Source organism: Exiguobacterium flavidum (assembly GCF_003344535.1).
GTDB classification, from domain to species: Bacteria; Bacillota; Bacilli; order Exiguobacteriales; family Exiguobacteriaceae; genus Exiguobacterium_A; species Exiguobacterium_A flavidum.
Genome location: NZ_QPKS01000005.1, coordinates 12,824 through 35,957 on the forward strand (window position 1 = coordinate 12,824; position 23,134 = coordinate 35,957).

A 23,134-nucleotide genomic window follows, 5' to 3' on the forward strand; every position below is an offset into this window, starting at 1 on the left:
AGGACCGCATATGCGCAAGGTCGATGGTTTCGTCATCCTGCTCGCCATTTTTGCCCTCATCGGAGGGATGAGACTCGGTTTTGAACGACTTCCTGAACCGAAGCCGAAGTCCGCCGGTACAGAGTTTCAGGCGAGCAGGAATGACTTTGAAGCGACCTTGCGCGATGCAAAAAAAGAACTGGATTCAATCCAGCGTTATTCATTCCAGTCGATCGCCGTCGAGGAGACTTCAGGAGACGGTCCGGTATCGAGTACGTGGATATACAGTTCGGATGCCCCCTCCCGGATTGCGGTCGATTGGTATTTTGTGAAGAGCTATCCGGAAGCAGCCGTCCAGATGCTAAGAAACGATGTCGGCCGGGTCGTTACTTGGGACCGGTATCTCGTCGTGATCCGTCCGATCTACGGACAGGTGAGCGATAACGAACTCGAACAGTTCGGACTGCAGTACGCGTCTTATTTCACGTCGCTTGATCAATAAGGAGGAGTATGATGAGGGGGAAGATCATTCTTTTGATCGGGGGATCAGGCAGCGGCAAATCGACGCTGATCAAACGCTTGCGCGAGGAATATACTCAAGTCGCGTTCATTCCGTCAATGACGACGAGAAGGAAGCGGCCGACGGAGATTGACGGGGAGAGCTACCATTTCATCGGAATCGACCGGTTCCAAAGGCTGATCCAGGAAGGCCAGTTCATCGAGTATGCGTACGTCCACCGCGCGTGGTACGGGACCCCCCGCAGCGGATATGAGCAAATCATCGAGAGCGGGGGAATCGTCATCAAAGACATCGATCCAAAAGGGGCAGAGGCGTTCAAGCGCATGTTCCCGGACGATGTCATCACGATTTTCATCGCCGTACCGCCGGAAGTCATGAAGGAACGGCTTCTGGTGAGGGGGGATACGCCCGAGCTCGAGGAGCGGATGGAAGATTATGCGCATGCGTGGGAGGAGAAGGACCACTACGATCACATGATCGAGAACATAGACTTCGAGAAAGCATATCGTGAATTGACTGAACTGCTTCATCAGGAACTGCGCTCGATTCACCCTTAAATCACGGCATGAGGAATGCCCTGTCTTCCGCGTAAGGAGGACAGGGCATTTTTTCATGGAGCCGCTTATTGTTTCGCTTTCTTATCGAGCTTCTGGAGAAGGTGGGTGAACGTCTCGAGCTCAGACTCACTGAATTCGTTGAACATCTCGTTCAAATAGTCCATCTTCATTGCTTCGAGTTTCTCGAACAACTCGATGCCGTCTTCAGTCGCACGCAATTCGACGACGCGCCGATCCATCTCGCTGCGTTCGCGGGAAATGAGTCCTTTCTTCGTCAATTCGTCAGCGAGAGCCGTGATCATGCTCGCCGAGAACTGAAACTCGTTCGAAAGGGCAGAAGCGATCTGCGGACTCGTCATGCAGAGTGATTTCAAGATGAAGAACTCGTTTCGTGTCAGGTACGTGTTGAACATGCCGCGGACATCCTTCTTGATGGCGCGATAGTTCATCCGCAACCCTTTCTCTGTCTCGACGACGAGTCTTTCCCGGTTCAATACTTCTAAAGTAGTTGCCATATGGATGTTCTCACTCTTTCTATTCCAATTATTTCTCAACAGGGATTAGTATAGTGAAAAATTTTAGTTTAATCAATATTTTTTTCTTGAAGCGTCGCAGGCTGGATCATCGTCTGCAACTGGCCGACGATTTCCTTGACATTCCGGAGTTCCGGATAGAACCGGCGGAAGAAATAATCGATACGATGTTCGTCGTTTCCAGCGATCGTCAATGCCATGCAGGTGTAGGCGATCCCGATTCCTTGTCGGGGAAGGAAGGGGTTAGGCATCACTTTCGCACACTGGATGGCGAGGGGGGAGTGAAGCTCGACGGCATCGATCAATTCGCCATACGTCCGTATATCCACATAATGGAACATCCGAATCAGTTCATTGATGAGCTGGGGATCGGAGTCGAGCATCAGATGTGACGTGACGAGCTGCTTGTCGAGCTGATTGATGACCGGTGAGTGATCGATGAAGTAGTTCAGGTTGTCGGATGTGATCCTGACCTGGTGCGGGTCCTCGAGAATCTGTCTGACCGTCTCCTCCTCGAACTGTTTGAGCTGGCGTTTGATGTTGACGAATTCCTGGTCGGCGATCTCGAGGAGGCCGGCGACGCGGCTGAAGCTTCGTCTGACCTCGGCAGGTACGCTGTTCGGATTTTTGTATCCGAGGTCGTGCTCGATCTCGGCCCAGGCGTGCTGGAGAATCGAACGGATCTGGATTTCAGCCGTATGGTCCTTGAATCGGCCATATTCGCTAAGTGCCAGTCGTTGCTCGTTCATCGAGGCGATGAAGTGGACCGACAGATATCCGAATTCCGTCGTGTCGAGCAACGTCGACTTATCGACCGACTGATCGCGGTCGATCGAGAACTCATTCTCGATGATACGGGCTGCCTCTTTGACATCATCATGGAAATACGTGACGATCCGTATCCCGGTCAAATCGTGGACGTCAGCCAGTGAACGGTATTTGTTCGGTTGCCGGGCGACTTTTTGATACAGACTTTCCGAATCCTTCGTCCTTGCGACGATCGAGTGGTATTTGATTCCTGCAGCATCGAGCAGCTCGGATAAGAGCACTTTCAGTTTTTGGGCGAATGCGTCGTAAGATTCCTTCTCGCTCACATACTCGAGCATCATGCCATTCAAGTCTTGCGTTTGCAAAGTGTTCACCTTCCTAGCTTCGGCGTTCTTTTTTCACATTGTATCATTCCCGCGATTTTGTAGCACGAATCAGAGGACGCAGTTTCGAGATGCTGATTTCAGGAAAAAGGATAATTAGAAAAGGGAGGGAGAGCGGATGAGTATTGTAGACGCGAGAGCATTGCCGGCTGACCATTCGGATTTGTTGCACGTGGATGAACATTCCATCTATTTCAGAAGGCGCGAGGTGGAGGGGAAATATGATCTCTGCCGCTATGATTTCGAGGACGAGTCGATCACGAGTCTGACACCGGACGGCTTGCGGGACCGGGGACCGACGAAACCTTTCGTCCGGGACAAGATGGTCTACTGTCTCAATGAGACGGATGCTTCCGGCGGGGTCTCAAAGACGGCGCTCATCCGGTTCGACTTGCGAAGCGGACGTCTCGAGGTGCTGAACGAATGGGAATACCCTGGCGACCTCACCTTATACTGGATGATGAACGACCGCTTTGCCGTGTTGATCCATCAGGACGAGGGAAAGACGGATGCTTTTTTGTACGACATCGAGACGAATCGTCAAGCCTCCATCAAGGACGAACGATTCTACGGTGTCACGGAAGCCTACCGGGAGCTGTACTTCTTCGGGGTCAAACTCGAGAAGGGGGAGTACATCGTCTGCAACGCCCGGCTTGACGAGTTCAGCTTCTATGAAGCGCTCGAGGATGGTATCATCTCGCCTGAAGACCCGATCGATCATTCGGAAAGTTTGCTGATCGCGCCGCTCGATTTGATCGTCGACAGCATATTCACTGATGTCGCGCTGCTTCCGTTCGAGGTGATGTTGCGGCTCGAAGGGGAAGGGGATACGGTACAATACCTCGGTGAGAAGGAGGGCCGGCTCTATTTCAGCGCCTATATCGACCGCAAGAACGAGGAGACGATCTATGCCGTGACGGATCCGGATGAGCTGCTCGCCGTGCAGACGCTGCGCTGGAGCGATTTCGAACCTTTCGATTTCACCTACGATGATGTCGAGTCGACCATCTTCATCACGAACGACCGCTCGGAAGAGCACTATGAGGTCATCGACGTCAGGTCGGGTGCGCGCTATCTCGACAAGGAGCCGTTCGAGAGGGTGCTCGAAGGCCGTTATTACATTCATGAGGCGATCGGAGAGGACGCGGAGCCGATGGTGTCGATCTATGACGCCGAACAGAATACGCGGCACGCCTTCGATGATGCGTATTACGTCACTGTCGATGGACACATCGTTCTGTTGTCTGTCAATGAGCTGAAATGAAGGGACTCACGGTTCATGATGGACGGCAGTCGAAGAATCCGGGCATATGAAATTCCGCCCTCTACCTCGAATTACTAAAAGCGTCAGATGGCGATGAATTGCCGCCTGACGCTTTTTGCAACGGTATGCAAGATTTTGAATCTCCGACAGTGCGAAGGAGAAAGAGGACATGCCACATCCGGACGGCGCAAGTCAGCTCCAGTTCATTCGTATTTCCTCGACGACAGCATGTGGATCGTCCCAGTGCAACATGTGGGAAGTCGAGGAGATCGCCTTGACAGTCCCATTCGTCTTGTCACGGAATATGCTTGATGCATGTTCTTTGAAGTCCTCATCAGTCGAAGGCAAAGTGGCCCTTAACAATAAGAGACTCGTTACAGGTATTTCATCATAGAAGTCCAGCAACTCGTATTCATACATGGATGAGATTATTGCGCCGGCCGTATGTCCCCGGGCATGCCAATAATATTTTCCTTCTTTCATCCGTGCCAAGTCTTTTGCGGCGAGGTCGAGGAGGGGAGTTCTCCGCTTGACCTCGCCGTATACAGCACTGGTTAAAAAGTCTTCCCAGCTTTCCCAGTCATCCTCGAAGTCCTTCTCATAGTAGAGGATTTCTTCCGCTCGCGATTCTCCTCTCAACACCTTGCTTTGATAGCCACCGTCGATAAGCATGCTCCCTCTGACCTTTTCAGAGGAATGGATGAGATAGTAGAGTGCAACGAAGCTGCCCCATGAATGAGACAAAAAGAAGAACTCATCGATTTCGAGAATTTTCAGGAGCTCATTCAACCAGTTGCATAACGATGGAAAGTGATACTGCTCCTTATCCTGGAATGCTTGCGTCTTCCCGTGCCCCGGTGCATCAATCGAGACGATTCTGAATTCCTCTTTCAATGCATCGGCAACTTCGATGAAACTGAGACCGGTGCTGCCGAGTCCATGGAGACAAAAAATAACCGGTCTGTTGCAGTCACCCCATTCATTGACACGTGTCTTCACTCCGTCACACTCAACGAAATATCGCTTCACTCTATCCAACTCCGATTCATATGAAATGACATTGACCCGACTTGATCCGTGCGCAATATCGAACAGACGGCTTCAAGCCCCCTCGATTACAGGGCTGAAGCCGTCAGGTTCTGTCTTAATTAATCAAGCAGTGAATTTGTGGGTCAGTACACTTTTTTCGTGAAACCTTCCTCTTCGAGATAGTTCGCCGCTTCCTTGTAGGAATTGAACGCTCCGTCAAGCAAATCACCTGCGTAGACGAGCCACGTGTCGATATCCTCGTTCAAGAGCGTCAGCTCGAAACCGTTGTCGTTTACCCATTTCTCCTCGATCGTCTCGATTTCAGGCTTCTCTGCGAGTCCTTTGATCGAATCCTCGATCAGGAGGATCAAGGCAGGTTCCGAGAAGTCGCGGATGTTGACGAATCCTTTCGCATCCGTATCATATCCGCGCAGATGCCCTGCGTAGACATAGCCGTTTCCGTTCGGGTGCAGATGATAGACGACGATCTTCTTCTCGAACTGGCTGCCGGGGAAATGGAAGTTGACGCGGCCGAGCGAGACGTCCTTGCGCTCAAGTTCCTTGAAAGTCTCGATGATGTTAAGTTTTTGTTCAAAAGTAAGCATGGGTCCTCCTTGTGAATACCGTTCTCTCTATCTATATGCTCTGAAAATGATAAAAAAGTCAATCGTTCACTGGGCGATCGCCTCCTCGAAATGGCAGGAAAATGTGCCATGCTACACGAAAAAGGTATACTATGTAGAGTATAGGAAAAAGACAGGAGAGGATTTCGATGCTCAAATGGGTCATTGGAGGAGGTCTCATTGTGCTTGCCCTGCTCGTTGGATTAGGGGCAGGGAGTGCGAATTTCTATCGGGCCCTGATGATGCCGAGCGATTCGGCCCGCATCGCGATCATGCCGAATGTTCGCGCTGTGGCCGACGAACGGATCAATGTGGACGAGCGTTGGTGGGAAGAACGCGCTGAACAGGTGCCAGGACTCGAAGAGGGATCCTATTTCGCGGCTGAAGATGCCGGGCAGTTCGTCATCCTGGTCGATGATGCACCTGCATTGAGCAAGAAGTCAGTATACAGTCTTGCGAGATATTATGCCGAATCAAGACGATACGACGTTCTCCTTTTGCGACAGACATCTGAACCAGAGGGGTACGGTTGGACGGAACGTGATCGGCTGGAAGAGGCGATTGAATGGGCGATCGCGATGAGAGGCGAAGATAGCCAGCTGATTCTTCACGGCATCGGGACCGGAGCAGCTGCGATGAACTTCGCGCTCGGGGAAAAGCAGCCTTCTCAAGTGAAGCTTGCGATTTCCGACTCCTCCTACGCGAGGCTCGATGAATTGTTCAGCGGCTGGGGGAAACAGATCAGCTATCCCGCAGGACCTTTTCTTGCCGGTGCAAGTGCGATCAACAAGGTGACGCAAGACTTTTTCTATGGGGACGCGTCCGTCACACGTGAAGTGACGAAGACGATGGTACCGATCCTCTTCATACACGGAACGAAGGATGAGATCATCCCGGTAAAGTCTGTCTATGAACTCTATCAGGCGAAGCTTGGCATGAAGCAACTCTATCTCGTGCGAGGCGGGGAACACGGCACGGCATTTCTCTCGGACGAGGATAATTATAAGAAGCGGCTTGATTTGTTCATCGAACCCTTCCTCAGACAATGAACGCTTTGACGGAATCGTCTAAGCGTTCATTGTCTTTCCTGTTCTGTTCGTTCATCTGTTTCCTCGACTGCAGACGCTTCGACAGGTTGATCGGCCTCGATCTTGTCATCCTCGATATGGAGGGAGGACGCGAACCCGAAACTCGTTACGATCGTCAAAAGAAGAGAAGATGTCAATGGTTTGATCATGATGTATCACCCTTTCACTGTCCCTCATTAAGGGATTCCCATCATTGTATACGAATGAAACGAAAAAAGGTTCCGATTAAACGGAATTTTCCGAAAATTTCAATATACGCGAATGCGGCAATCGTCTGAAAAGGGTGACCGACCGTGATGGTAACCGTTATACTTAGAACATACAAGGGGGTAGAAGATTGAAACTTACGAAAAACAATCAACGTGTCTTCGAGACATTGTTGCCACGGCTCAACTTGAACGTCAAGGAACCGGAACGGTCCGAGATCGAGAGTCAGCTTCAAGAGGAGATATACGAGGCGCAACGAAAACAACGGCCGTTCGACGAGCTTCACGGTGTGACGGCAGAGGAGCGTCTCGATCAATTGATTGCCGGAGTGCCGGAAAAACGGCAAGCCGCAGAAAAGAAAAGATGGGTGCGCAACTATGTCTCGGCGCAGCTGATGTTCCTCTTCGTCGAAGGAGTAGATGGTCTGTTTCAGTTCGCGTTGCTCGATTACCTGGCATTCTCACTGATCGCACTCTTTTTGATCGATGCGATGTCGACGCTGATCACGGCGCCAAGCATGCGTACCGTCAAAAAGTCGGTCTGGGTCCAGTTCGCCGTCACCTTCATTCTGTTCTCGACATACAAGGCGCTGCTCGTGACGCTCGCGCCAAACAGATTGACCGTGCTGATCGAGCTCGGAGGACCTGCGGCATACGTCGTCTCCGTCATCGGTATCGTATCGCTCTATATCTACTGGACGAAAAACCCGTTGCGTAAAACTCGTTAATCTGGAAATGGGGATGATCGCGTGTTCGGAGAGGACTGGAAGCTGAAGCTTGAGGAAAAATTGAGAAGAACTGGGTTCATCATGCAGATTGAACGTCTGTCGATGCAGAACACGCTCCGGATCGAGGCGACGAATCCAGCGTTCCTCTTCTTCCCGATCACGCTCAAGCTTTATGAGCGGTTGGGATGGAAGATGGTCGCGATCGAAAGCACGATCGAGCACGATGACGACGATCTTGACGAGGAACAGGTCAAGACATTGTTCGACTATCTGCTTGGTTCAGTCGAACAAGAGATGCGGGAAGATCTGCTCGGCTATTACTTCAACACGGGATGTTACTTGACTGAACAGGGTAGCCGTTCCGAGCGGCTGGTCGATGCGATCGAGTCGACGTGGCTCGATGGACTCGAGCTTCATGTCGATACGTTCGAGGAGTATCCCGTTCTCTCCGTCGCCCCGCCTTGGGCGGATCAAGCCTATGCTTTTGCGAGGGAGGAGGACGGATGGGCGGTCCTTGTCGGCCGGACCGGGCGTCCTGCCTCCGACTATCGCGCTGACGGTACAGAAATCAGACCGCATCGTCTGCCCGAGGGAGAATTGTTCACGAAGGTCGAAGTTCTCACTTTGCCACTGGACGAATGGACGACGGTGAAACAGATACTGAAGCGGGAACGGAGGGAAATCGAACGATTCCGGTTTGAGGCTCTCTCCGTCGCCCGTCGCTACGATCCCTCGTTCGGATTCGCCTGGCGCGAGACATGGACCTACTATCACGGTGTGCCGGTCGATCCATATGTCCAGCGTCTGTGGCTCGAAGATGGAAAGAAACGGTACCGGATCATGCAACGTGCGGATGCGCGGATACTCGCGCTCGGTGAGACGCATGAGGAGGCGATCGAGGAGCTCGATGCGGCCCTTGCCGCCTTGCCGCAACCACGGAACGCTGTCAGTCCGATCGGTCAGTTCATCCTCGGCACTTGGCAGCAAATCGAACGGGACGAGGCGACCTATATCGAAGGCGTCGAATGCGTTGGAATAACGATCCGTCAGGCGAACGAACGCATTCAGCATGCCCTGTCGCGCCGTGATGCAGTCTCGTGGGTCAAGCGGAGTGAGAATGGTGAGGATATCTGCGAATTCGCAGGACTTGAAATCCGGTTTCCGCACCGGCCACCAGGGAGAATCCATATCACACGATTGAAAGGAACTGGGCGATGAAATTGACTTATACGTTCGAAAGCGATGAACGCGAACTCGCAGAAGTCGTATTGAACATCTTGCGGCAATTCGATTACGAGACGTCGAGAATTCTTGAGCGGAATGGGAGTCACCGTTTCAAGGCGACGATCTATGGAACGACCCGTGAACGAAACGAACCGAGAATACGGAACTTGATCGAGCATTTCGGCATCACTTGCAATGAAGTGAAGGAAACGATTGAATGAAGACTGCCAAATCGGCAGTCTTTTTTGATGGGCGCAAAAGAGTGTAGGATTCAGCCGAAAGAGGAAAAGGATTGGAACAGCCGTTTTCTTGATCGAGGAGGTCATCAATGATGAAGACAAGCGTCGTCACCGGGGCGAACTCCGGTATGGGGATCGTCACCGTCCAAAAACTGCTCGAACGCGGAGACCGTGTCATCGCGACCGTGCGCTCAGAGAAGAAGGCGAACTTACTCGTTCAGCTCATGCGTGAACATGCCGTCAGCGACGCAAGGCTCGAAGTCGAAGTCGTCGAATTGAACCAATTGTCATCTGTCCGGCGCTTAGCGAAGAGGTTGACGGGCCGCCTGGACAGGATCGACTGTCTCATCTTGAACGCAGGCATCATGGTACCACCATATCACTTGACGCAGGACGGTTTCGAATCACAGTTCCAAGTCAACTACCTCAGTCACTTTTTGATCGTCGAGAGCTTGTTGCCTCTTCTTGAGAAGGGGGACGACCCGCGGGTCATCTCTATTTCATCGCTTGCAGGAGAGCGGGGGACGGTTCGGACCGATATCGAGCTTCAGGCGGTCGCGACCGTTCAAAAGGAACATTACAGCCCGATGCGCTCCTATCGTGAATCGAAGTTGCTCCAATCGGTCCACATGCGAGAACTTGCAGCCGTATACGGCGAAAAAATCACCTTCACTAGCGTTCATCCGGGAATCGTCAACACCGACTTGTTCTACAGGGGGAAAGGGAAAGTGCTGAAGCCTCTGCTCAAACCTGTCGCGAAGCTTGGATACTGGAGCAAGAAGCTGTCGACTCCAGAAGAGGGGGCAAGGACGGCGCTATACCTCGCGACGACGAGTGATCCTATCCAGAATGGCGGATATTATGCTGATGAGGCGCTTCGGACCCCGAATCCGATCGTCGAGGATGCCGCCTTCCGCAAAAGGGCCAGAGAATTGTCACTGATGTGGTGCGGCTTGCACCGTATTGAACGGGAACCTTCTTTGTGAGGGTTCTTTTTTTGCATAAAATGGAAATGAGAGGAAAATTTGATACACTTTCAAAATGTAGAAAACGCTATCATGAAAGCAAGGTGGAAGAATGGGAAGACCAATCCTCGAGGTACGGAACCTAGTCAAGAACTATCAAATCCTTGAGCGGGAGCCTGGTTTGAAAGGGGCAGTCAAGGCGTTGTTCAAGCGGACTTACCGTCAAAAGGAAGCGGTTAGAGGAATCAATCTCGACATACAGGCAGGAGAGCGCGTCGGTTATATCGGATTCAACGGCGCTGGGAAGTCGACGACGATCAAGATGCTCGCAGGCGTGCTCAAGCCGGACGGCGGATCCGTGACGGTCGACGGAAGAGACCCGCATCGCGAGCGGATAGAGAATGCGAAGCGGATCGGAGCCGTGTTCGGACAGCGGACACAGTTGTTCTGGGATATTCCGGTCCAAGAGTCCTTCTCGCTCCTGAAGGAGATCTATCAGATCGAGGACGCAGAATATGCGGAGACGCTGCAGCTCTTCACACGAGAACTCGAGCTGCAGCCGCTCCTCGACATCCCCGTACGCCAACTGTCGCTCGGACAGAAGATGCGCTGCGAGCTTGCAGCCAGCTTCCTGCACCGGCCACGGATCGTCTATCTCGACGAACCGACGATCGGGCTCGACATCGACATCAAGGAGACGATCCGCGCTTTCATCCGAGAGATCAGCGAGGAATGGGGGACGACGGTCATCTTGACGACCCATGATTTGCAGGACATCGAGAGTGTCTGCGATCGAGTCATCGTCCTCGATGACGGACGGATCATCTACGATGACCAGATTCGGACGCTCAAGGAGACGTTCAGCAACGAACGGACGCTCGAGGTGACGCTCGAGCCGCACCGATTGTTCGTCCTGCCCGAGACGCTCAAGAATCGTGTCCAGCTGCTCGAATCCGGTGCGGACGACATGACGATCCTTGCCTTCGACCAACGCCAGATCACGAGCGGACAGCTGATCCGGGAAATCGTATCGCACAACACGATCCAAGACGTCTCGGTCGTCGTCCCGAAGATGGAGAGTCTGATCAGGAAGATCTACCGGAAGGGGGCTTGACGGATGAGGAAATACATTGCGTTAGCCTCCTCCCAGATGAAGCTTGAGATGGCATATGCCGCGTGGTACTGGGCGAGCATGTTCTCAGTGACGATGCGTTTGTTTATCCTCTACTTTTTCTGGAGTGCCGTATACGAGAACAAGGCCGAGGTATCCGGGATCGGTCTCTCGACGATGTTGACCTACGTCGTCCTCGCGACGATGATCGATCAATTCCGCGGAGGGGCAGGAAGGGAACTCGCTCAGCTCATCAAGCAGGGAGGCGTCGCAATCGAATTGCTCCGCCCGTACCATCTGCTCGATAAACTCTTCGCCCAGGACATCGGCACGAAGACGTCGGTCTTTTTTCGGGCGACGATGCCGCTCGTCATCATGTCCTATTTCGTTTTCGAGCTCGACGGACCGGTCTCGCGGTCTGCCGGGGTGGCATTCATCATCAGTCTGATCTTCGCGGTCCTGCTCGCTACGGCGATCGACCTGCTGATCGGCACGCTCGCGTTCTGGACGGTCAATATCTGGGGACTTGCTGTCCTGCAGGAAGCGCTGATCACGATCCTGTCCGGTGCGATCGTTCCGATCGTCCTGTTCCCCGAATGGTTCCAGGAGGCAAGCCGATACATGCCGTTCGCCTCGCTCGTCTATGTTCCGGTCGGCATTTATACCGGCCAGATCGGCGGCAACGGCATCATGTCATCCATAATGATCCAGTCCGGATGGGTGGTCCTGTTCTTCCTCGCAACAAGATGGATCTACTCGATTGCCGTTAGGAAAGTGACGGTGTTCGGAGGATGAGGAGATATGCGAGATTATACCTGCTCTATATCAAAAGCCATTTCAAGGTGATGATGGAATATCGGCTCGACTTTTTGCTCGGTATCCTGTCCGTGTTCTTCCAGCAGTTCGCTGCACTGTTCTTCCTGACGGTCGTCTTCTCACATATCGAGACGCTCAAAGGATGGGACTACTATGAGATCCTGTTCATCTACGGTATCGCCTTTTTAGGAAGGGCGATCCACCACATCTTTTTCGATAACCTGTGGACGCTCGGCTGGCGATATATCCGGACGGGCAACCTTGACCGGGTACTGCTGCGTCCGGTGAACCCGCTCTTCCAGATCGTCGCCGAGCGACTCCAGCAGGACGGTTTCGGACAGCTCCTGATCGGTGGCGCCGTCCTCTATACGGCGTCGCTCAAGCTTGCGATCGACTGGGGAGTAACTGAGGTCATCTGGCTGGTCGTCTTCGTACTTTCAAGCGGGGCGCTGTACATCGCAATCAATCTGTTTTTCGCGACGCTCTCGTTCTGGATGACGGACAGTCTGCCGATCGTCTCTGCAGTGTTCAGTCTGAGCGACTTCGCGAGGTATCCGATGGCGATCTATTCGAAGGTCATCACGTTCATCCTGACGTTCATCATTCCATACGGCTTCACCGCGTTCTATCCCGCGACGTTCTTCTTCGAAGGCAAGCAATCCGCATTTGCCCTTGCGACGCCTTTGGTAGCAGGCGTCAGCCTCGTCATCGCTTACCGTTTTTGGACGTTCGGTCTGCAACGTTTCGCGAGCACCGGTACTTGAACATCTGGAATTTCATCCGAATCGCATGGCCGCAACCGCTCTGATTTCATCTGTCAGGGGCAGCGGGAGTGCGATTCTTTTGTGTGAACGAATCATTTCCCTGTGAATTGGAAAAATTGCTAATTTAGTAAACAATGGGTATAATAAATGGAAAATTCAGAAAGAGGTGGATTCATGATTCGATATATAAGCGGGAGGCTGCTGCTCATGCTGCTTTCCGTCACCGGAATCCTTGCGATTGCCGCACTGCCTTCCCTGCTTCGTGAACTGTCGTTCGATTGGCGTTCATACGGAGAGATGTTTTATCATCTGCTGAAGACGTTCATCGGACCGGAGGAGCTGACGTACTTCAGGGAGGAGGGACCGGTGCCGCTCATCCCGGTCCTCAAAGGATTCATAGCCCAGACGACGATCATCCTGGTCGCCTCGATCATCATCTCGGCCGTTCTCGCGGTCGTTATCGTCTACATAGAACTGCGTCTTACGAAGGTGCGCAAACTGATCAAGGGAATCCAAGTCGCTCTCGAGTCGATTCCTGACATCTTCCTTGTCGTCTTCCTGCAGTTCGTCGTCATCCTGCTCTATCAACGGACGGGATTCGACCAGATAGAGATCGCTGGTGCGGATGACCGCCCGATCTGGCTTTTGCCGATCGTCAGCCTTAGCGTGACGACGACGCTCCTGTTCATCAAGTGGTTGACGCTGAAGGTCGATCACGAGCTGAAGAAGCCGTACGTGGAGCTCGCACATGCGAAAGGTCTTCTCTTCCCTGAAATCTTCTGGCGTCATCTGCTGCGAAACGTATCGATGAGCTTTCTCTACTTCCTGAAGACGAATATCATCATCATCATCTCGAACCTGCTGATCGTCGAGTACTTGTTCAACGTCCAAGGCGTCTTCTTCTTCGCCGTGACGAACTTGTATCCAGAGGTCGTCGCAGCGATCATGCTGATGCTCTATGTGCCGGTCTATCTGTTCTATCTCCTGATGGACTTGATCGTACCGAACGAATGGAAGGGGGTTTGAGTGATGCGAAAAAGGAAGATCGACCCATGGATCCTGTTGTCAGTCGGTTTGATCGCACTTTGGCTCGTCGCGAGCATCGGGAACACGGTCTTTCGGGACGGAAAGGTCGACCAGGAGACGCTCAGGTATGATGCCGATGGAAAGTTGAGCGTCGCGCCGTTCGGGCCTAGCATGTCCGAACCGTTCGGGACGGACCGGCAAGGAAACGATCTCTTCCAGATGATGGTGGAAGGGGCGAAATGGACGATCGGGACCGGTCTCATCGTCGCATTTGCGCGTGTCTTGTTCGGACTGGTGGCCGGAGCCATGCTCGCGTTTACGAACCGGCGCCGCTATCAGGTCGTCGAATCGTTCTTCGACAGCTTCACCGTCGTCCCGATCACACTCCTTTCCTTCATAATCCTGTCAGGTGCGTTGATTTTCATGTCCGACGACACTCCGCCGCCCTTCGTGATGCGTGCCGGTTTTGAAGTGCTCGTCCTCGTGTTGCTCGGTCTGCCGACCGTCATGTTCTATTTTGCGAGTGAAGCGCGAAAGCTGATGGGGGAGGAGTTCATGCTCGCCTCTTCGACGATGGGAGGGGGACGCTGGCATCAATTCAGAAAGCATCTGTACCCTCATTTGAAGGATCTCATCGGTCTGACCACGATGCAGCAGTTCGTCCAGACGCTGATTGTCCTGTCACACCTCGGCATCCTCAACCTCTTCTATGCCGGATCGATCATCAAGTTCGAAAGCGATCCACAAGTCGTGACGTATGAATGGTCCGGTGCATTAGGCGCTTATTTCAGAGGGTTCACGGCTTTCCCGTGGATCTTCATCGTCCCGGTCGCCTGCTTCGCGATGACGATCATCTGTGGCAACATCATCGTCATCCGCCTTCAAAGGAACCGGATGGAAAAAGTGCGAATCGAAGTCGCGGAAAACGAGTCCGAGGCCGCGGCGACCTCGCTCGAGCCGTTCGAACTCATCTCGACGGACAGAGCGAAAAAATAAAATCTTCACGTCAAAACGCGCCGGCTTGTGGGGAGCCGGCGCGTTTTTGTATAGTTAATGAGAGACTGGGGGTCTATCACTGTCTCAAGTATACGAAATTGAGATTTGGCATATCCGAATATGAAAAAAATCACAAAATGTCCCATCCTTTTCATCATTATAGGGGACAGGGGAGGGTCTGATGATACGACAGGCTACTACAGGCGACGTCAAGGCGATCGCGCTTCTGATCAGAGAGAAGGCGGAGGCGTTGAGGGATCGCGGAAGCACGCAGTGGCGGAAGTACTTACAGCTTGATCTGGAACAGGTCGTAAGGGATGACATGACGACAGGTACGGTTCATGTCTTTGAGAAGGAGGGACGGATCGTCGGTGCCGGCTCACTGCTGCCCTCGCTCGACTGGGATGCCGCGCTCTGGGATGATTCGGACGGTCGCTACATCCACCGTCTCGTCGTCTCGGACGGAGCCAAGGGAGAGCAGGTGGGGTCGAAAATGATGCTCCATCTCATCGAAATGGCAGGACCGGAGAAGCTCCGGCTCGACTGCGTCGAATCGAACGAGTTCTTAAACGGCTACTATCCGGGATTCGGCTTCGACCGCGTCGGCGAAAAGGACGGGTTCTCCCTGTTTGAACTGAAGACGAAGGAGCACGCACTGACAATCGAAGGGGGACGAGAGACATGCAACTGAACATCGGGTTCATCGGATTCGGCAAAAGTACGACACGCTATCATCTTCCGTACGTCCTGATCCGGAAGAATTACCGCGTCAGCTGGATCTTCAACCGGCGCCGCAAAGAGGAGCTTGAGGCAAGCTACGCCGGAAGAGGAATCCGCTTCACCGACGGACTCGACGAGATGCTCTCCGACCCGGAGCTTGACCTCGTCGTGATCAATACACCGCCAAGCACGCACTACGAGTATGCGCTGGCCGCACTGTCGAGCGGGAAACATGTCCTTGTCGAGAAGCCGTTCACTGTGACGAGCAAGGAGGCGGAGGAATTGTTCGAGCTCGCCGAGACGAACGGGAAACAGCTGATGAGCTATCAAAACCGCCGGTACGACAGCGACTACCTGGCAGTCGAACAAATCATTCGCTCAGGAAAGCTCGGGAAGCTAGTTGAGATCGCCTCGCACTTCGACCTCTACCGGCCGGAAACCGATCAGCGGACAGGGGAGAAGGAGGACGGGGCACTCTATGGATTAGGCGTCCATACGATCGACCAGATCATCGCGCTCTTCGGTGAACCGGATACAGTCGCCTATGATATCCGGGCCGTGCGCGAGACGGATATCGACGATACGTTCGCCATCGACCTGTATTACGGCAAGTTGAAGACGAGCGTCCGTACGAGCCACGTGGCGCTCGCTCCGGCACCCCGCTGGATGATCCACGGCACGAACGGGACCTTCATAAAGCAACATATCGATCGCCAGGAACTCGACCTGAAGGCGAACTACTTCCCGGGCGAGGAAGGATTCGGCGCCGACTCAGAGGATGATTACGGCCGCCTGATCTACCATGATGAGCGGGGACACCTGCAGGAGGTCCGGATACCGAGCCCGCCCGGCGATTATGGAAAGCTGTATGATGCGCTTTACGATTCGATCGTCCATGGGAAGGAACTTCCAGTTAAAAAAGAGGAGACGCTGCTCGTCCAACGGATCCTCGAGACAGGATTCACACGGACGACACCGTTCATCCACAAGCATAAGACCAAGTGAGACTGCCTGTACAGGCAGTTTTTATCCGTAAAGTGTTTTATTTCAACTACCAAATTTATATTTAACAAAACTGAAATCAAAAAGTAATCATTATGGCATGTCTTTCATATTTGTTTCAAGGGATAATCATAAATGAGTATGTTTTCTCATCATTTTGGGTAAAAAATCATATGATTCTTTCCAAAAAATATGAGGGAAAATCAAAAGGAGGAAATCATGAAAACAGCAATCAAACGGATTCTCGCTGTCCTGCTCGTCTTCGCACTCGTCTTCCCGGCAATCGGCGCGGAAGCTGCGACGACATACCTGACAGTGACGACAGACGTGCTGCGCGTCCGGGAAAAGCCATCGACGACAAGCAAAATCATCGGCAAGGTCACGCGTGGGACGAAGCACAAGTCTCTCGGCAAGACAGGAAATTGGTACAAGATCAGCTATGCATCGAAGACGGGTTACATACATGCGGACTATGTCCGCGCGACGACAAGCAAGTATGCGCCGACTGGAACACGCTATGCGACGGTCGACACATTGAACGTCCGGACAGGTCCAAGCACGACCAGCAAATCGGTCGGGAAGCTGTCGAAAGGTACAGCGGTCGAATCTTATGGAACTTCCGGTTCATGGACACGTGTCCTCTACAACGGTTCTTACCGTTTCGTCGCGTCGAAGTACCTTTCGAAGACGAAACCGGCTGCTACTAAAAAGCTGAACGTCCCTTTCTACAACCAGTTCTCCCTCGGCTATCCATCGGGATGCGAGTTCATCTCGCTCAAGATGGCGCTCGAATACAAGAAGAAGGTAGTCTCGGCGAAATCGCTCTACACGCAGATGCCTAAGAGCATGAAGAACGCGACGCAAAAGAACGGAACCTACTATTGGGCGGACCCGGAAAAGATGTTCACGGGTGACCCGGCTGGAAAGCTCGACTATTATCGCAACTGGGGAATCTACCCGAAAGGCATCCTTCCGCTCGCGAAGAAATACCGCAGCGGATCCGTCGACATCTCGAAGCAGGGAGCCTCGAAGGTCGAAAGTGAGATCCGTAACGGGAACCCTGTCATCGTATGGGCATCCGTCGACTTCAAGACTCCTTACGGATACTTCTCGTGGATCAAACCTGATGGCAAGAAGTTCACGGGCTACCGCAACTATCACGTCATGCTCGTGACTGGCGTCTCAAGCACGCACTTCTACGTCAACGATCCATACCGCGGGAAATATACGGTCTCAAAAAGCGCATTCAACAGCGTCTTCAACAAGACCGGCCAATATGCACTTTCCGTCCGTTAAGCTTGCAACCGTCCGCTTCAGCGGGCGGTTTTTTCGTACTCGGAGGATTTCGGCGCTGCATGTCGAACTTTCTCCTGATAAGTAATTCATACGAGGAGGAGACCATGGAAGAGAGAATCGAAAGACTTGAGCGTGAGATCGCCGAATTGAAGTCGCGCGTCAACGCTCTCGAGGCGGAGAAGGCGGTCCGCCCGCAATCTGCTCCGCAAATTACCGGGGCACCGGCAGCTGTCCGTCCCCATTACCTCGAGAAGACGAAGCGCCCAGCCGTGAAACCGAAAAGGAGCCGCGAAGAGATTGAGGAGCAGTTCGCGAAGGTATGGCTGCCGAGAATTGCGACCCTTTTTCTCGCGATCGGCGCGATCTTCCTATTTTCCTATGCGGCAATCAACGGCTGGATCAATCCGGCTGTCCGCGTCGGCATTGGTGTGATCGCAGGGCTCTTGCTGATGGGGATAGGGGAGTTACAGCATCAGCGAGGCCGGAAGGAGCTCGCCGTCGGCCTCGTCGCAGGAGGGACGATCGTTTCCTTGCTCGCCTTGTTTGCCGGGATGGCTCTGTACTCGTTTTATTCCCCGCCGCTCGCGTTTCTGTTCGAGCTGGTCATTCTCGGCATCGCTTCCGGCCTCATGCTCTGGATGCGTTCCCAGGCGTTGCTCATCCTGATAGCAGGCACCGGTTTCCTGCTGCCGTTCATGCAACTGTCCGAAGTTCCGAATCTGTCGTTGTTTCTCGTATATGAACTGATCTTGAGCATCATCATCACGGCTGCTGCCCTGAAGCTGAACTACCGGATCGCCTATTTCATCACGTTCGTCTTCCTTGGCCTGTCGATTCTGCTCGTCTCGCTCAGCCTTCGATTCGGGGCGGATGACAACTTGGCGGAGATGACCGTCGTCGGGATCTCCCTGCTGACCTATAATGCGACGTCCTATATCGCAAGTAAGACTGTGTTCCGGACCGCATGGCCGATTTTCCCGTCGGTTGTACTCGCTCTGCTTGCGATTGCATCGACGGACTGGCTGTATGACTATTTGGTGGTCTTCGCCTTTGCTTTGATCGCGTACGGGGCAGGGCGACTGCTCCGTTTCGACTGGCATTACGGAATCGGTCATGCGCTCCTGCTGATCGCGGTGTTCTGGTCGCCGCTCGAAGGCAGTGGATATGGTGCTCAGATCAAGTTGCTAATGCTTGCGCTCTTGCTGACGCTCCTCTATTTTCTGCCGCGCTTCCGAATGCCGCATCAACTCCTGTTCACGACCGTCAGCTACGTCTTGATCTTTTTGTTCGGTCTGACCGTCTTTGCTGAAGCGCGATATGTCGCGCTTCCTTTCTGGATCGGTCTGTTCGCCCTGATCGTCATGACGGGAGCCCTGATCTACGCCCTTCAATCGGGGTTCAGGAAAGGGGAGTGGCGGATCGCCCAATTCAAGCGGGAGGGTGCTGAACCGATCTACCTGCTTGCCATCGCCGTCTGTGCGATCGGTACACTGACGACATACTCATTGTTCGTGGTCCTCATGCCGTTCTATGAACAAATGGAGTCGATTGCGAAGAGCGCCACGCTTTCTGGAGCATACATCCTGCTCGCGCTCGTCCTTGTCGGGATCGGTCTCGTCGGAGATCGCTCGTGGCGCCTCGCGGGGCTTGCTTTGATGAGTGTCAGCGCGGTCAAGCTGATCGTCTTCGACCTGTCGTTTTTGTCACTTCCACTCAAGGCTGCCGTCTTCATCGGATTCGGAGTCGCCGCGTTTTTGATCTCAAGGACTTATTTCAAACGTCAGCATAATAAACAGCAATGAGTAAAGGCCATCTCCTCAATCATGAGGGATGGCCTTTACTCATCTCACTGGTCAGATGACGGATACAGGTATGGACAGCCGCGCTTCCGAATGCCGCGTCAATTCAGTTACCCACCTGACATCGCTCGGCAGCGTCCCGTTTGAATTCAATAAGATCGATTGGAGTGTCATGTCGAACATTCTCCGTGAAGTCACTTGTTTCGGTCATACCGTCAGTTCGATCCGGTTGTTCTCGGGATCGCAAAACACACTTTCATAGTAGCCGTCACCAGTCCGGCGTGGTCCATCGAGCCGGGTATAGCCATCGAGCGCGAGTCTTTCGCTCAGCCTATCGACAGCTTCCCTGCTTCCTAGGGAGAAAGCGATATGTGCCCAACCGATTCGCAAGAAGTCCTGCCCGGTCGTGATATCGGTTCTCCGCATCAATTCGAGCCGACAACCGGAAGAGAAGGTCAAAAAATAGGATTCGAAGCCCTTCGCAGCGTTGTTGTACTTTTCATTCGGTCTGCCGTCGAAGTAATTGGAGTAGAAAGCCTTCATGGTCTCCAGGTCGTTCACCAAAACGGCTATATGTTCAATCTTCATCGGGATCATCCGCTCCTTCCAATTTTTTTCAATATACCCGTATGTTCTTCAATAGATGATTCAGCCTCTCCGAGCTGAGCAGCAGCACGGCTAATATGAGGAAGGTCGCATAAGGAAGCAAAGCGAGCGTCGACGCGGAGGCGGCCCAACCGAACAGTGGCGGAAGAAACGTGCTGCCGGTGTAGGCGAATGCCATCTGATACCCCATGATGTGTTTCGCGTAGCCGTGACCGAACCGCGCCGGTGTCTCGTGCAACATGCTCGGGTAGATTGGTGCGAGTCCGAGTCCGATGAGGATGAAGCCGATCAAGGCGGCAGGGGATGACGGGAGAAACAGCAAGACGCTTCCGAGCAGTGCAGTCAGCTGACCGTACCGGATCATCAGGCGGTTCGACACCTTGAAGGAGATGAAGCCGCTGACGAAGCGCCCGACCGTGATGCTCGCGTAATAGACCGAGACCCACGTCGCGGCCGTCTCGACTGAAAACTGCTTCGTCTGGACGAGATAGCTGCTCCCCCAGAGCCCAATCAGCGCCTCGGCCCCGCAATAGAGGAAGAATGCGGAAAGTGCGAACGAGAGACCTTTAGGTTTATGCCCATTTACTTGAGAGTCAGGTTGTGCGACTTGAGCTTCTGAGGCAGAGGCGACGTCCTGCTTCTTCCAGAGAGGAAGTGTTGCAAACAACAGTAGGGCGAGAGCGAGTTGAATGATCGCCACTGCGAGGTACCCGTTCCGCCAATCATTCGTAGCCGACAGGACTGCCGCCATGACGAGCGGTCCGAGCGTGGCCCCGATTCCCCAGAAGCAGTGGAGCCAGTTCATATGATGAGCCTTGAAGTGGGTGGAAACGTAGTGGTTGAGGGCCGCGTCGACCGCTCCCCCGCCAAGACCAAGCGGAATCGCAAGCAAAAAAAGCCAGGTGAGCGAAGGGGCGAAATAGTACCCGAGCAGCGCGCCGGCAGTCAGAAGGCTGCAGAAGAAGGTCACCCGTCCTGTTTCGAAGCGGGACAACACTCTTCCGCTCAATAGGCTCGAAACGATCGTCCCGCCGGCAATGGTCATGAAGACCCATCCCGCCGTACCGATTCCGGCGCCGAAGTCATGGCGCATGACCGGCCACGATACGCCGAGCAGCGAGTCCGGCAACCCAAGACTGATGAACGCGATGTAGATGATGGAAAGTAACAGCATGGAAAACATGTATATCCTCCGTCCTTATGAAATCGGCTGTTCTGCCGCGAGATTGAGGCAGAGATAGTCGAGTCCGTTCAAATAATCCTGCTCCCAGCTGCTCAGAATCAGCCGCGGCAGGTGTTCTTTCGGAATGTAATTAGCGCATGATTCCTCGATTTCCCTCAACTGCCCGTCAGAAATCTCGACGTCCGAGAAGATGAGCGCATGGGGATTCAATGTCGCAGCAAACATCGCGGTCAGCCGGGCAATCGCGTCGAGCCCGTCCGGTTTGTCGCGCAGGGCGTCCCGGAAGTTCTGTTCATCATACAGCGGGACGAACGACACCTCTCCAGAGAAACTCGTGCTTCCCCGTATCAGTCGTCCGCCCAGCAGAAGTCCCGCTCCAGGACCGTTCTTTCCAAGGTATAGGTAGACGAGCGATTGGTTGAGCCTTCTTATGTCGCTGCGCGCATAGCCGATGACCGCAGCATTCATGTCGTTCTCGATCACGGCAGGGACTGCGAAACGCTTCTCGAGCTGTTGCTTCAGCTGGATGTTTTGCAGGGAGGGGAAATCCGGAGCAAAGAAAATCCGGCCTTGATCGACCGATCCGGCGACGCCGACCGCAATCGCCATGATTGAATAATCGCGGTCGGTCAAGCTGGCGATCAAATCGATCAATTCCGTCAGGTGTGACGCTGTTTTCAAAGGAACGGCGTCCTCCTCGAGTGTGCGGCGGGCAAGATCGAGGACACGGTAGCGGATGACGTCCCTCTCGACGTAAAGGCTGAGCCCATGGCCATAATCAGCCGCTTGGATGTATCGCTTGGCTGGCCGTCCGCCACTCGACTCCTCGGTGTCGAGTTCGACGACCACACCCCGGTCGATGAGCTGCTCCAGGTTTTTTCTGATCGTCGGAAAGGTGACGCCGATTTCCCGGCTCAGTTCCGGAATCGTCCGGACTCCCCGGAACATCAGTTCCTTGCGTATTTTGACGCTCGTCTCGCCTACAGGCGTACGATTCTTCAACTGGCATTCCTCCTCCGATCGACTGTCCTCACTTATTAAATTGTTTTAATAAGTTGTCAGCCACATCATATCAATGAAGCGGCGAGATGGCAATCGTCTTTGTGACCGGAGAATTCAAAGGTACTGGATCGTGGAAGAGGATAGAATCGCATGTTTGAAGTATTATGTTTCGGGAATAGCAAATATATCGCTTTAGCCGCCTGGCTAACTGGAAGGGAAGAATACAATATGATCGAGACCCGTATCGTAAACAACATGACGGCAGTAGACGCTGAAATCTCAAGCCTTGAGCATGCCGGATTCGCGAAGAGGAACATCTACATCTTCGCCCGTGACGAGGAACTGTCCGAGCGCATCGCGAACGACACGGGCACGCAAGCCTACCGTGTTTCGAAAAAGTCATTCTTTGAGACGTTGATCGCCGCCGTCCGCAGCAACCGAAAGGACCGGATCGCTCAATTGTCCGAGCTCGGCATGACACGGGACGTCGCGGAGGACCTCGAGGAAGAGGTGAAGCATGGGAAGATCGTAGTCGTCGGATCGAAGTCCGATCTGCTTGATCCCGCCTATTCCGCTTCCTACGTGACGGATGAGCCGCACGACTATGGCTCCGGTGTCCCGAAGTTGCCGGAAGAAGAGACGACGACCACGCTACCGGCCGATCAGAACATCAAGTTCAAGGATTGAAGAGAGTACGAGCAAAAGGA

At 53.4% G+C, this 23,134-nt stretch carries 26 protein-coding genes; 18 read left to right on the top strand and 8 right to left on the bottom strand.

Translation table 11 applies throughout. From position 1 onward, the window contains the following. Positions 1–10 precede the first annotated feature (10 nt). Both DFG60_RS05795 and DFG60_RS05800 read left to right on the top strand, forming a co-directional pair. Entirely contained in the window at positions 11–481 is a 471-nt protein-coding gene (locus DFG60_RS05795) for a hypothetical protein (RefSeq protein WP_114570802.1), read from the top strand. An 11-nt stretch (positions 482–492) separates the two neighbouring features. Then, positions 493–1,056: a guanylate kinase gene (locus tag DFG60_RS05800; protein WP_114570803.1), complete on the top strand. Its 564-nt coding sequence runs from the start codon at positions 493–495 to the stop codon at positions 1,054–1,056. 65 nt (positions 1,057–1,121) lie between these two features. Here DFG60_RS05800 and DFG60_RS05805 read toward each other — a convergent pair whose 3' ends face one another. Beyond that, positions 1,122–1,571 (bottom strand): MarR family winged helix-turn-helix transcriptional regulator, encoded by a 450-nt coding sequence (locus tag DFG60_RS05805; RefSeq protein WP_114570804.1) that lies wholly within the window; start codon positions 1,569–1,571, stop codon positions 1,122–1,124. Positions 1,572–1,639: 68 nt separating this feature from the next. Beyond that, complete coding sequence (locus tag DFG60_RS05810) at positions 1,640–2,731, bottom strand: GTP pyrophosphokinase (protein WP_232818642.1); 1,092 nt, start codon at positions 2,729–2,731, stop codon at positions 1,640–1,642. A 127-nt stretch (positions 2,732–2,858) separates the two neighbouring features. On the opposite strand from DFG60_RS05810, the gene DFG60_RS05815 reads away from it, so the two are divergent. After that, the gene (locus DFG60_RS05815) at positions 2,859–4,004 is read left to right on the top strand and encodes a Six-bladed beta-propeller, TolB-like protein (protein ID WP_114570805.1); all 1,146 of its coding nucleotides are present in this window, start codon (positions 2,859–2,861) and stop codon (positions 4,002–4,004) included. Between the two features lie 192 nt (positions 4,005–4,196). Here the strand turns inward: DFG60_RS05815 and DFG60_RS05820 are convergent, their stop codons facing one another. Both DFG60_RS05820 and DFG60_RS05825 read right to left on the bottom strand, forming a co-directional pair. Next, positions 4,197–5,033 carry an alpha/beta fold hydrolase gene (locus DFG60_RS05820; RefSeq protein ID WP_114570806.1) on the bottom strand — a complete coding sequence of 279 codons (837 nt, stop codon included), beginning with the start codon at positions 5,031–5,033 and terminating at the stop codon, positions 4,197–4,199. A 143-nt stretch (positions 5,034–5,176) separates the two neighbouring features. Further along, positions 5,177–5,638, bottom strand: a complete 462-nt coding sequence (locus DFG60_RS05825) for a hypothetical protein (protein ID WP_114570807.1) — start codon at positions 5,636–5,638, stop codon at positions 5,177–5,179. A 167-nt stretch (positions 5,639–5,805) separates the two neighbouring features. Between DFG60_RS05825 and DFG60_RS05830 the strand changes: the two genes are divergently transcribed. After that, on the top strand, positions 5,806–6,705 hold the full coding sequence (locus DFG60_RS05830; protein ID WP_114570808.1) for an alpha/beta hydrolase: 900 nt from the start codon (positions 5,806–5,808) through the stop codon (positions 6,703–6,705). A gap of 26 nt (positions 6,706–6,731) precedes the next feature. Here the strand turns inward: DFG60_RS05830 and DFG60_RS13625 are convergent, their stop codons facing one another. Continuing rightward, positions 6,732–6,893 carry a hypothetical protein gene (locus DFG60_RS13625; protein ID WP_157964484.1) on the bottom strand — a complete coding sequence of 54 codons (162 nt, stop codon included), beginning with the start codon at positions 6,891–6,893 and terminating at the stop codon, positions 6,732–6,734. A 188-nt stretch (positions 6,894–7,081) separates the two neighbouring features. Here DFG60_RS13625 and DFG60_RS05835 point away from each other — a divergent pair, with 188 nt between their 5' ends. The 13 genes from DFG60_RS05835 (at position 7,082) to DFG60_RS05895 (ending at position 19,639) form a co-directional block, all read left to right on the top strand. Beyond that, entirely contained in the window at positions 7,082–7,678 is a 597-nt protein-coding gene (locus tag DFG60_RS05835; RefSeq protein WP_114570809.1) for a DUF1129 family protein, read from the top strand. A gap of 21 nt (positions 7,679–7,699) precedes the next feature. Further along, positions 7,700–8,896, top strand: coding sequence for a hypothetical protein (locus DFG60_RS05840; RefSeq protein ID WP_114570810.1), 1,197 nt, complete (start codon positions 7,700–7,702; stop codon positions 8,894–8,896). Continuing rightward, entirely contained in the window at positions 8,893–9,123 is a 231-nt protein-coding gene (locus DFG60_RS05845) for a hypothetical protein (RefSeq protein ID WP_114570811.1), read from the top strand. The genes DFG60_RS05840 and DFG60_RS05845 overlap by 4 nt, the downstream gene beginning before the upstream one ends. Before the next feature lie 107 nt (positions 9,124–9,230). Further along, positions 9,231–10,127 carry an SDR family NAD(P)-dependent oxidoreductase gene (locus tag DFG60_RS05850; protein WP_232818643.1) on the top strand — a complete coding sequence of 299 codons (897 nt, stop codon included), beginning with the start codon at positions 9,231–9,233 and terminating at the stop codon, positions 10,125–10,127. A 91-nt stretch (positions 10,128–10,218) separates the two neighbouring features. Beyond that, entirely contained in the window at positions 10,219–11,220 is a 1,002-nt protein-coding gene (locus DFG60_RS05855) for an ABC transporter ATP-binding protein (protein ID WP_232818644.1), read from the top strand. Positions 11,221–11,223: 3 nt separating this feature from the next. Beyond that, positions 11,224–12,012 (top strand): ABC transporter permease, encoded by a 789-nt coding sequence (locus tag DFG60_RS05860; RefSeq protein WP_114570812.1) that lies wholly within the window; start codon positions 11,224–11,226, stop codon positions 12,010–12,012. Beyond that, positions 12,009–12,797: an ABC transporter permease gene (locus tag DFG60_RS05865; protein ID WP_114570813.1), complete on the top strand. Its 789-nt coding sequence runs from the start codon at positions 12,009–12,011 to the stop codon at positions 12,795–12,797. Before DFG60_RS05860 ends, DFG60_RS05865 begins: the two co-directional genes overlap by 4 nt. A gap of 174 nt (positions 12,798–12,971) precedes the next feature. Next, a complete protein-coding gene (locus tag DFG60_RS05870; RefSeq protein WP_157964486.1) occupies positions 12,972–13,823 on the top strand; it encodes an ABC transporter permease subunit in 852 nt (283 codons plus the stop codon). A gap of 3 nt (positions 13,824–13,826) precedes the next feature. Next, on the top strand, positions 13,827–14,819 hold the full coding sequence (locus DFG60_RS05875) for an ABC transporter permease subunit (RefSeq protein ID WP_114570815.1): 993 nt from the start codon (positions 13,827–13,829) through the stop codon (positions 14,817–14,819). Positions 14,820–15,000: 181 nt separating this feature from the next. Further along, positions 15,001–15,510 (top strand): GNAT family N-acetyltransferase, encoded by a 510-nt coding sequence (locus DFG60_RS05880; RefSeq protein ID WP_114570816.1) that lies wholly within the window; start codon positions 15,001–15,003, stop codon positions 15,508–15,510. Next, complete coding sequence (locus DFG60_RS05885) at positions 15,501–16,544, top strand: oxidoreductase (protein ID WP_114570817.1); 1,044 nt, start codon at positions 15,501–15,503, stop codon at positions 16,542–16,544. The genes DFG60_RS05880 and DFG60_RS05885 overlap by 10 nt, the downstream gene beginning before the upstream one ends. A gap of 216 nt (positions 16,545–16,760) precedes the next feature. Next, positions 16,761–17,837, top strand: a complete 1,077-nt coding sequence (locus DFG60_RS05890; RefSeq protein WP_114570818.1) for an SH3 domain-containing protein — start codon at positions 16,761–16,763, stop codon at positions 17,835–17,837. A 104-nt stretch (positions 17,838–17,941) separates the two neighbouring features. Further along, on the top strand, positions 17,942–19,639 hold the full coding sequence (locus tag DFG60_RS05895; protein ID WP_157964487.1) for a DUF2339 domain-containing protein: 1,698 nt from the start codon (positions 17,942–17,944) through the stop codon (positions 19,637–19,639). Between the two features lie 204 nt (positions 19,640–19,843). On the opposite strand, the gene DFG60_RS05900 is transcribed toward DFG60_RS05895, so the two are convergent. Genes DFG60_RS05900 through DFG60_RS05910 form a run of 3 tightly spaced genes read right to left on the bottom strand, consistent with a single transcriptional unit; the run spans position 19,844 to position 22,427 of the window. After that, positions 19,844–20,224, bottom strand: coding sequence for a VOC family protein (locus DFG60_RS05900; RefSeq protein WP_114571015.1), 381 nt, complete (start codon positions 20,222–20,224; stop codon positions 19,844–19,846). Between the two features lie 28 nt (positions 20,225–20,252). Beyond that, positions 20,253–21,425 carry an MFS transporter gene (locus tag DFG60_RS05905; RefSeq protein ID WP_114570820.1) on the bottom strand — a complete coding sequence of 391 codons (1,173 nt, stop codon included), beginning with the start codon at positions 21,423–21,425 and terminating at the stop codon, positions 20,253–20,255. Positions 21,426–21,440: 15 nt separating this feature from the next. After that, entirely contained in the window at positions 21,441–22,427 is a 987-nt protein-coding gene (locus tag DFG60_RS05910) for an ROK family transcriptional regulator (RefSeq protein WP_232818645.1), read from the bottom strand. Positions 22,428–22,655: 228 nt separating this feature from the next. Here DFG60_RS05910 and DFG60_RS05915 point away from each other — a divergent pair, with 228 nt between their 5' ends. Beyond that, a complete protein-coding gene (locus DFG60_RS05915) occupies positions 22,656–23,114 on the top strand; it encodes a general stress protein (RefSeq protein WP_114570821.1) in 459 nt (152 codons plus the stop codon). The last annotated feature ends 20 nt before the right edge of the window (positions 23,115–23,134 follow it).

Coding starts and splice junctions, on each gene's coding strand:
- DFG60_RS05915 (WP_114570821.1), top strand. CDS start 22,656: ATGATCGAGACCCGTATCGTAAACAACATGACGGCAGTAGACGCTGAA.
- DFG60_RS05830 (WP_114570808.1), top strand. CDS start 5,806: ATGCTCAAATGGGTCATTGGAGGAGGTCTCATTGTGCTTGCCCTGCTC.
- DFG60_RS05890 (WP_114570818.1), top strand. CDS start 16,761: ATGAAAACAGCAATCAAACGGATTCTCGCTGTCCTGCTCGTCTTCGCA.
- DFG60_RS05865 (WP_114570813.1), top strand. CDS start 12,009: ATGAGGAGATATGCGAGATTATACCTGCTCTATATCAAAAGCCATTTC.
- DFG60_RS05815 (WP_114570805.1), top strand. CDS start 2,859: ATGAGTATTGTAGACGCGAGAGCATTGCCGGCTGACCATTCGGATTTG.
- DFG60_RS05860 (WP_114570812.1), top strand. CDS start 11,224: ATGAGGAAATACATTGCGTTAGCCTCCTCCCAGATGAAGCTTGAGATG.
- DFG60_RS05895 (WP_157964487.1), top strand. CDS start 17,942: ATGGAAGAGAGAATCGAAAGACTTGAGCGTGAGATCGCCGAATTGAAG.
- DFG60_RS05885 (WP_114570817.1), top strand. CDS start 15,501: ATGCAACTGAACATCGGGTTCATCGGATTCGGCAAAAGTACGACACGC.
- DFG60_RS05850 (WP_232818643.1), top strand. CDS start 9,231: ATGATGAAGACAAGCGTCGTCACCGGGGCGAACTCCGGTATGGGGATC.
- DFG60_RS05845 (WP_114570811.1), top strand. CDS start 8,893: ATGAAATTGACTTATACGTTCGAAAGCGATGAACGCGAACTCGCAGAA.
- DFG60_RS05900 (WP_114571015.1), bottom strand. CDS start 20,224: ATGAAGATTGAACATATAGCCGTTTTGGTGAACGACCTGGAGACCATG.
- DFG60_RS05905 (WP_114570820.1), bottom strand. CDS start 21,425: ATGTTTTCCATGCTGTTACTTTCCATCATCTACATCGCGTTCATCAGT.
- DFG60_RS13625 (WP_157964484.1), bottom strand. CDS start 6,893: ATGATCAAACCATTGACATCTTCTCTTCTTTTGACGATCGTAACGAGT.
- DFG60_RS05800 (WP_114570803.1), top strand. CDS start 493: ATGAGGGGGAAGATCATTCTTTTGATCGGGGGATCAGGCAGCGGCAAA.
- DFG60_RS05855 (WP_232818644.1), top strand. CDS start 10,219: ATGGGAAGACCAATCCTCGAGGTACGGAACCTAGTCAAGAACTATCAA.
- DFG60_RS05875 (WP_114570815.1), top strand. CDS start 13,827: ATGCGAAAAAGGAAGATCGACCCATGGATCCTGTTGTCAGTCGGTTTG.
- DFG60_RS05795 (WP_114570802.1), top strand. CDS start 11: ATGCGCAAGGTCGATGGTTTCGTCATCCTGCTCGCCATTTTTGCCCTC.
- DFG60_RS05805 (WP_114570804.1), bottom strand. CDS start 1,571: ATGGCAACTACTTTAGAAGTATTGAACCGGGAAAGACTCGTCGTCGAG.
- DFG60_RS05825 (WP_114570807.1), bottom strand. CDS start 5,638: ATGCTTACTTTTGAACAAAAACTTAACATCATCGAGACTTTCAAGGAA.
- DFG60_RS05870 (WP_157964486.1), top strand. CDS start 12,972: ATGATTCGATATATAAGCGGGAGGCTGCTGCTCATGCTGCTTTCCGTC.
- DFG60_RS05880 (WP_114570816.1), top strand. CDS start 15,001: ATGATACGACAGGCTACTACAGGCGACGTCAAGGCGATCGCGCTTCTG.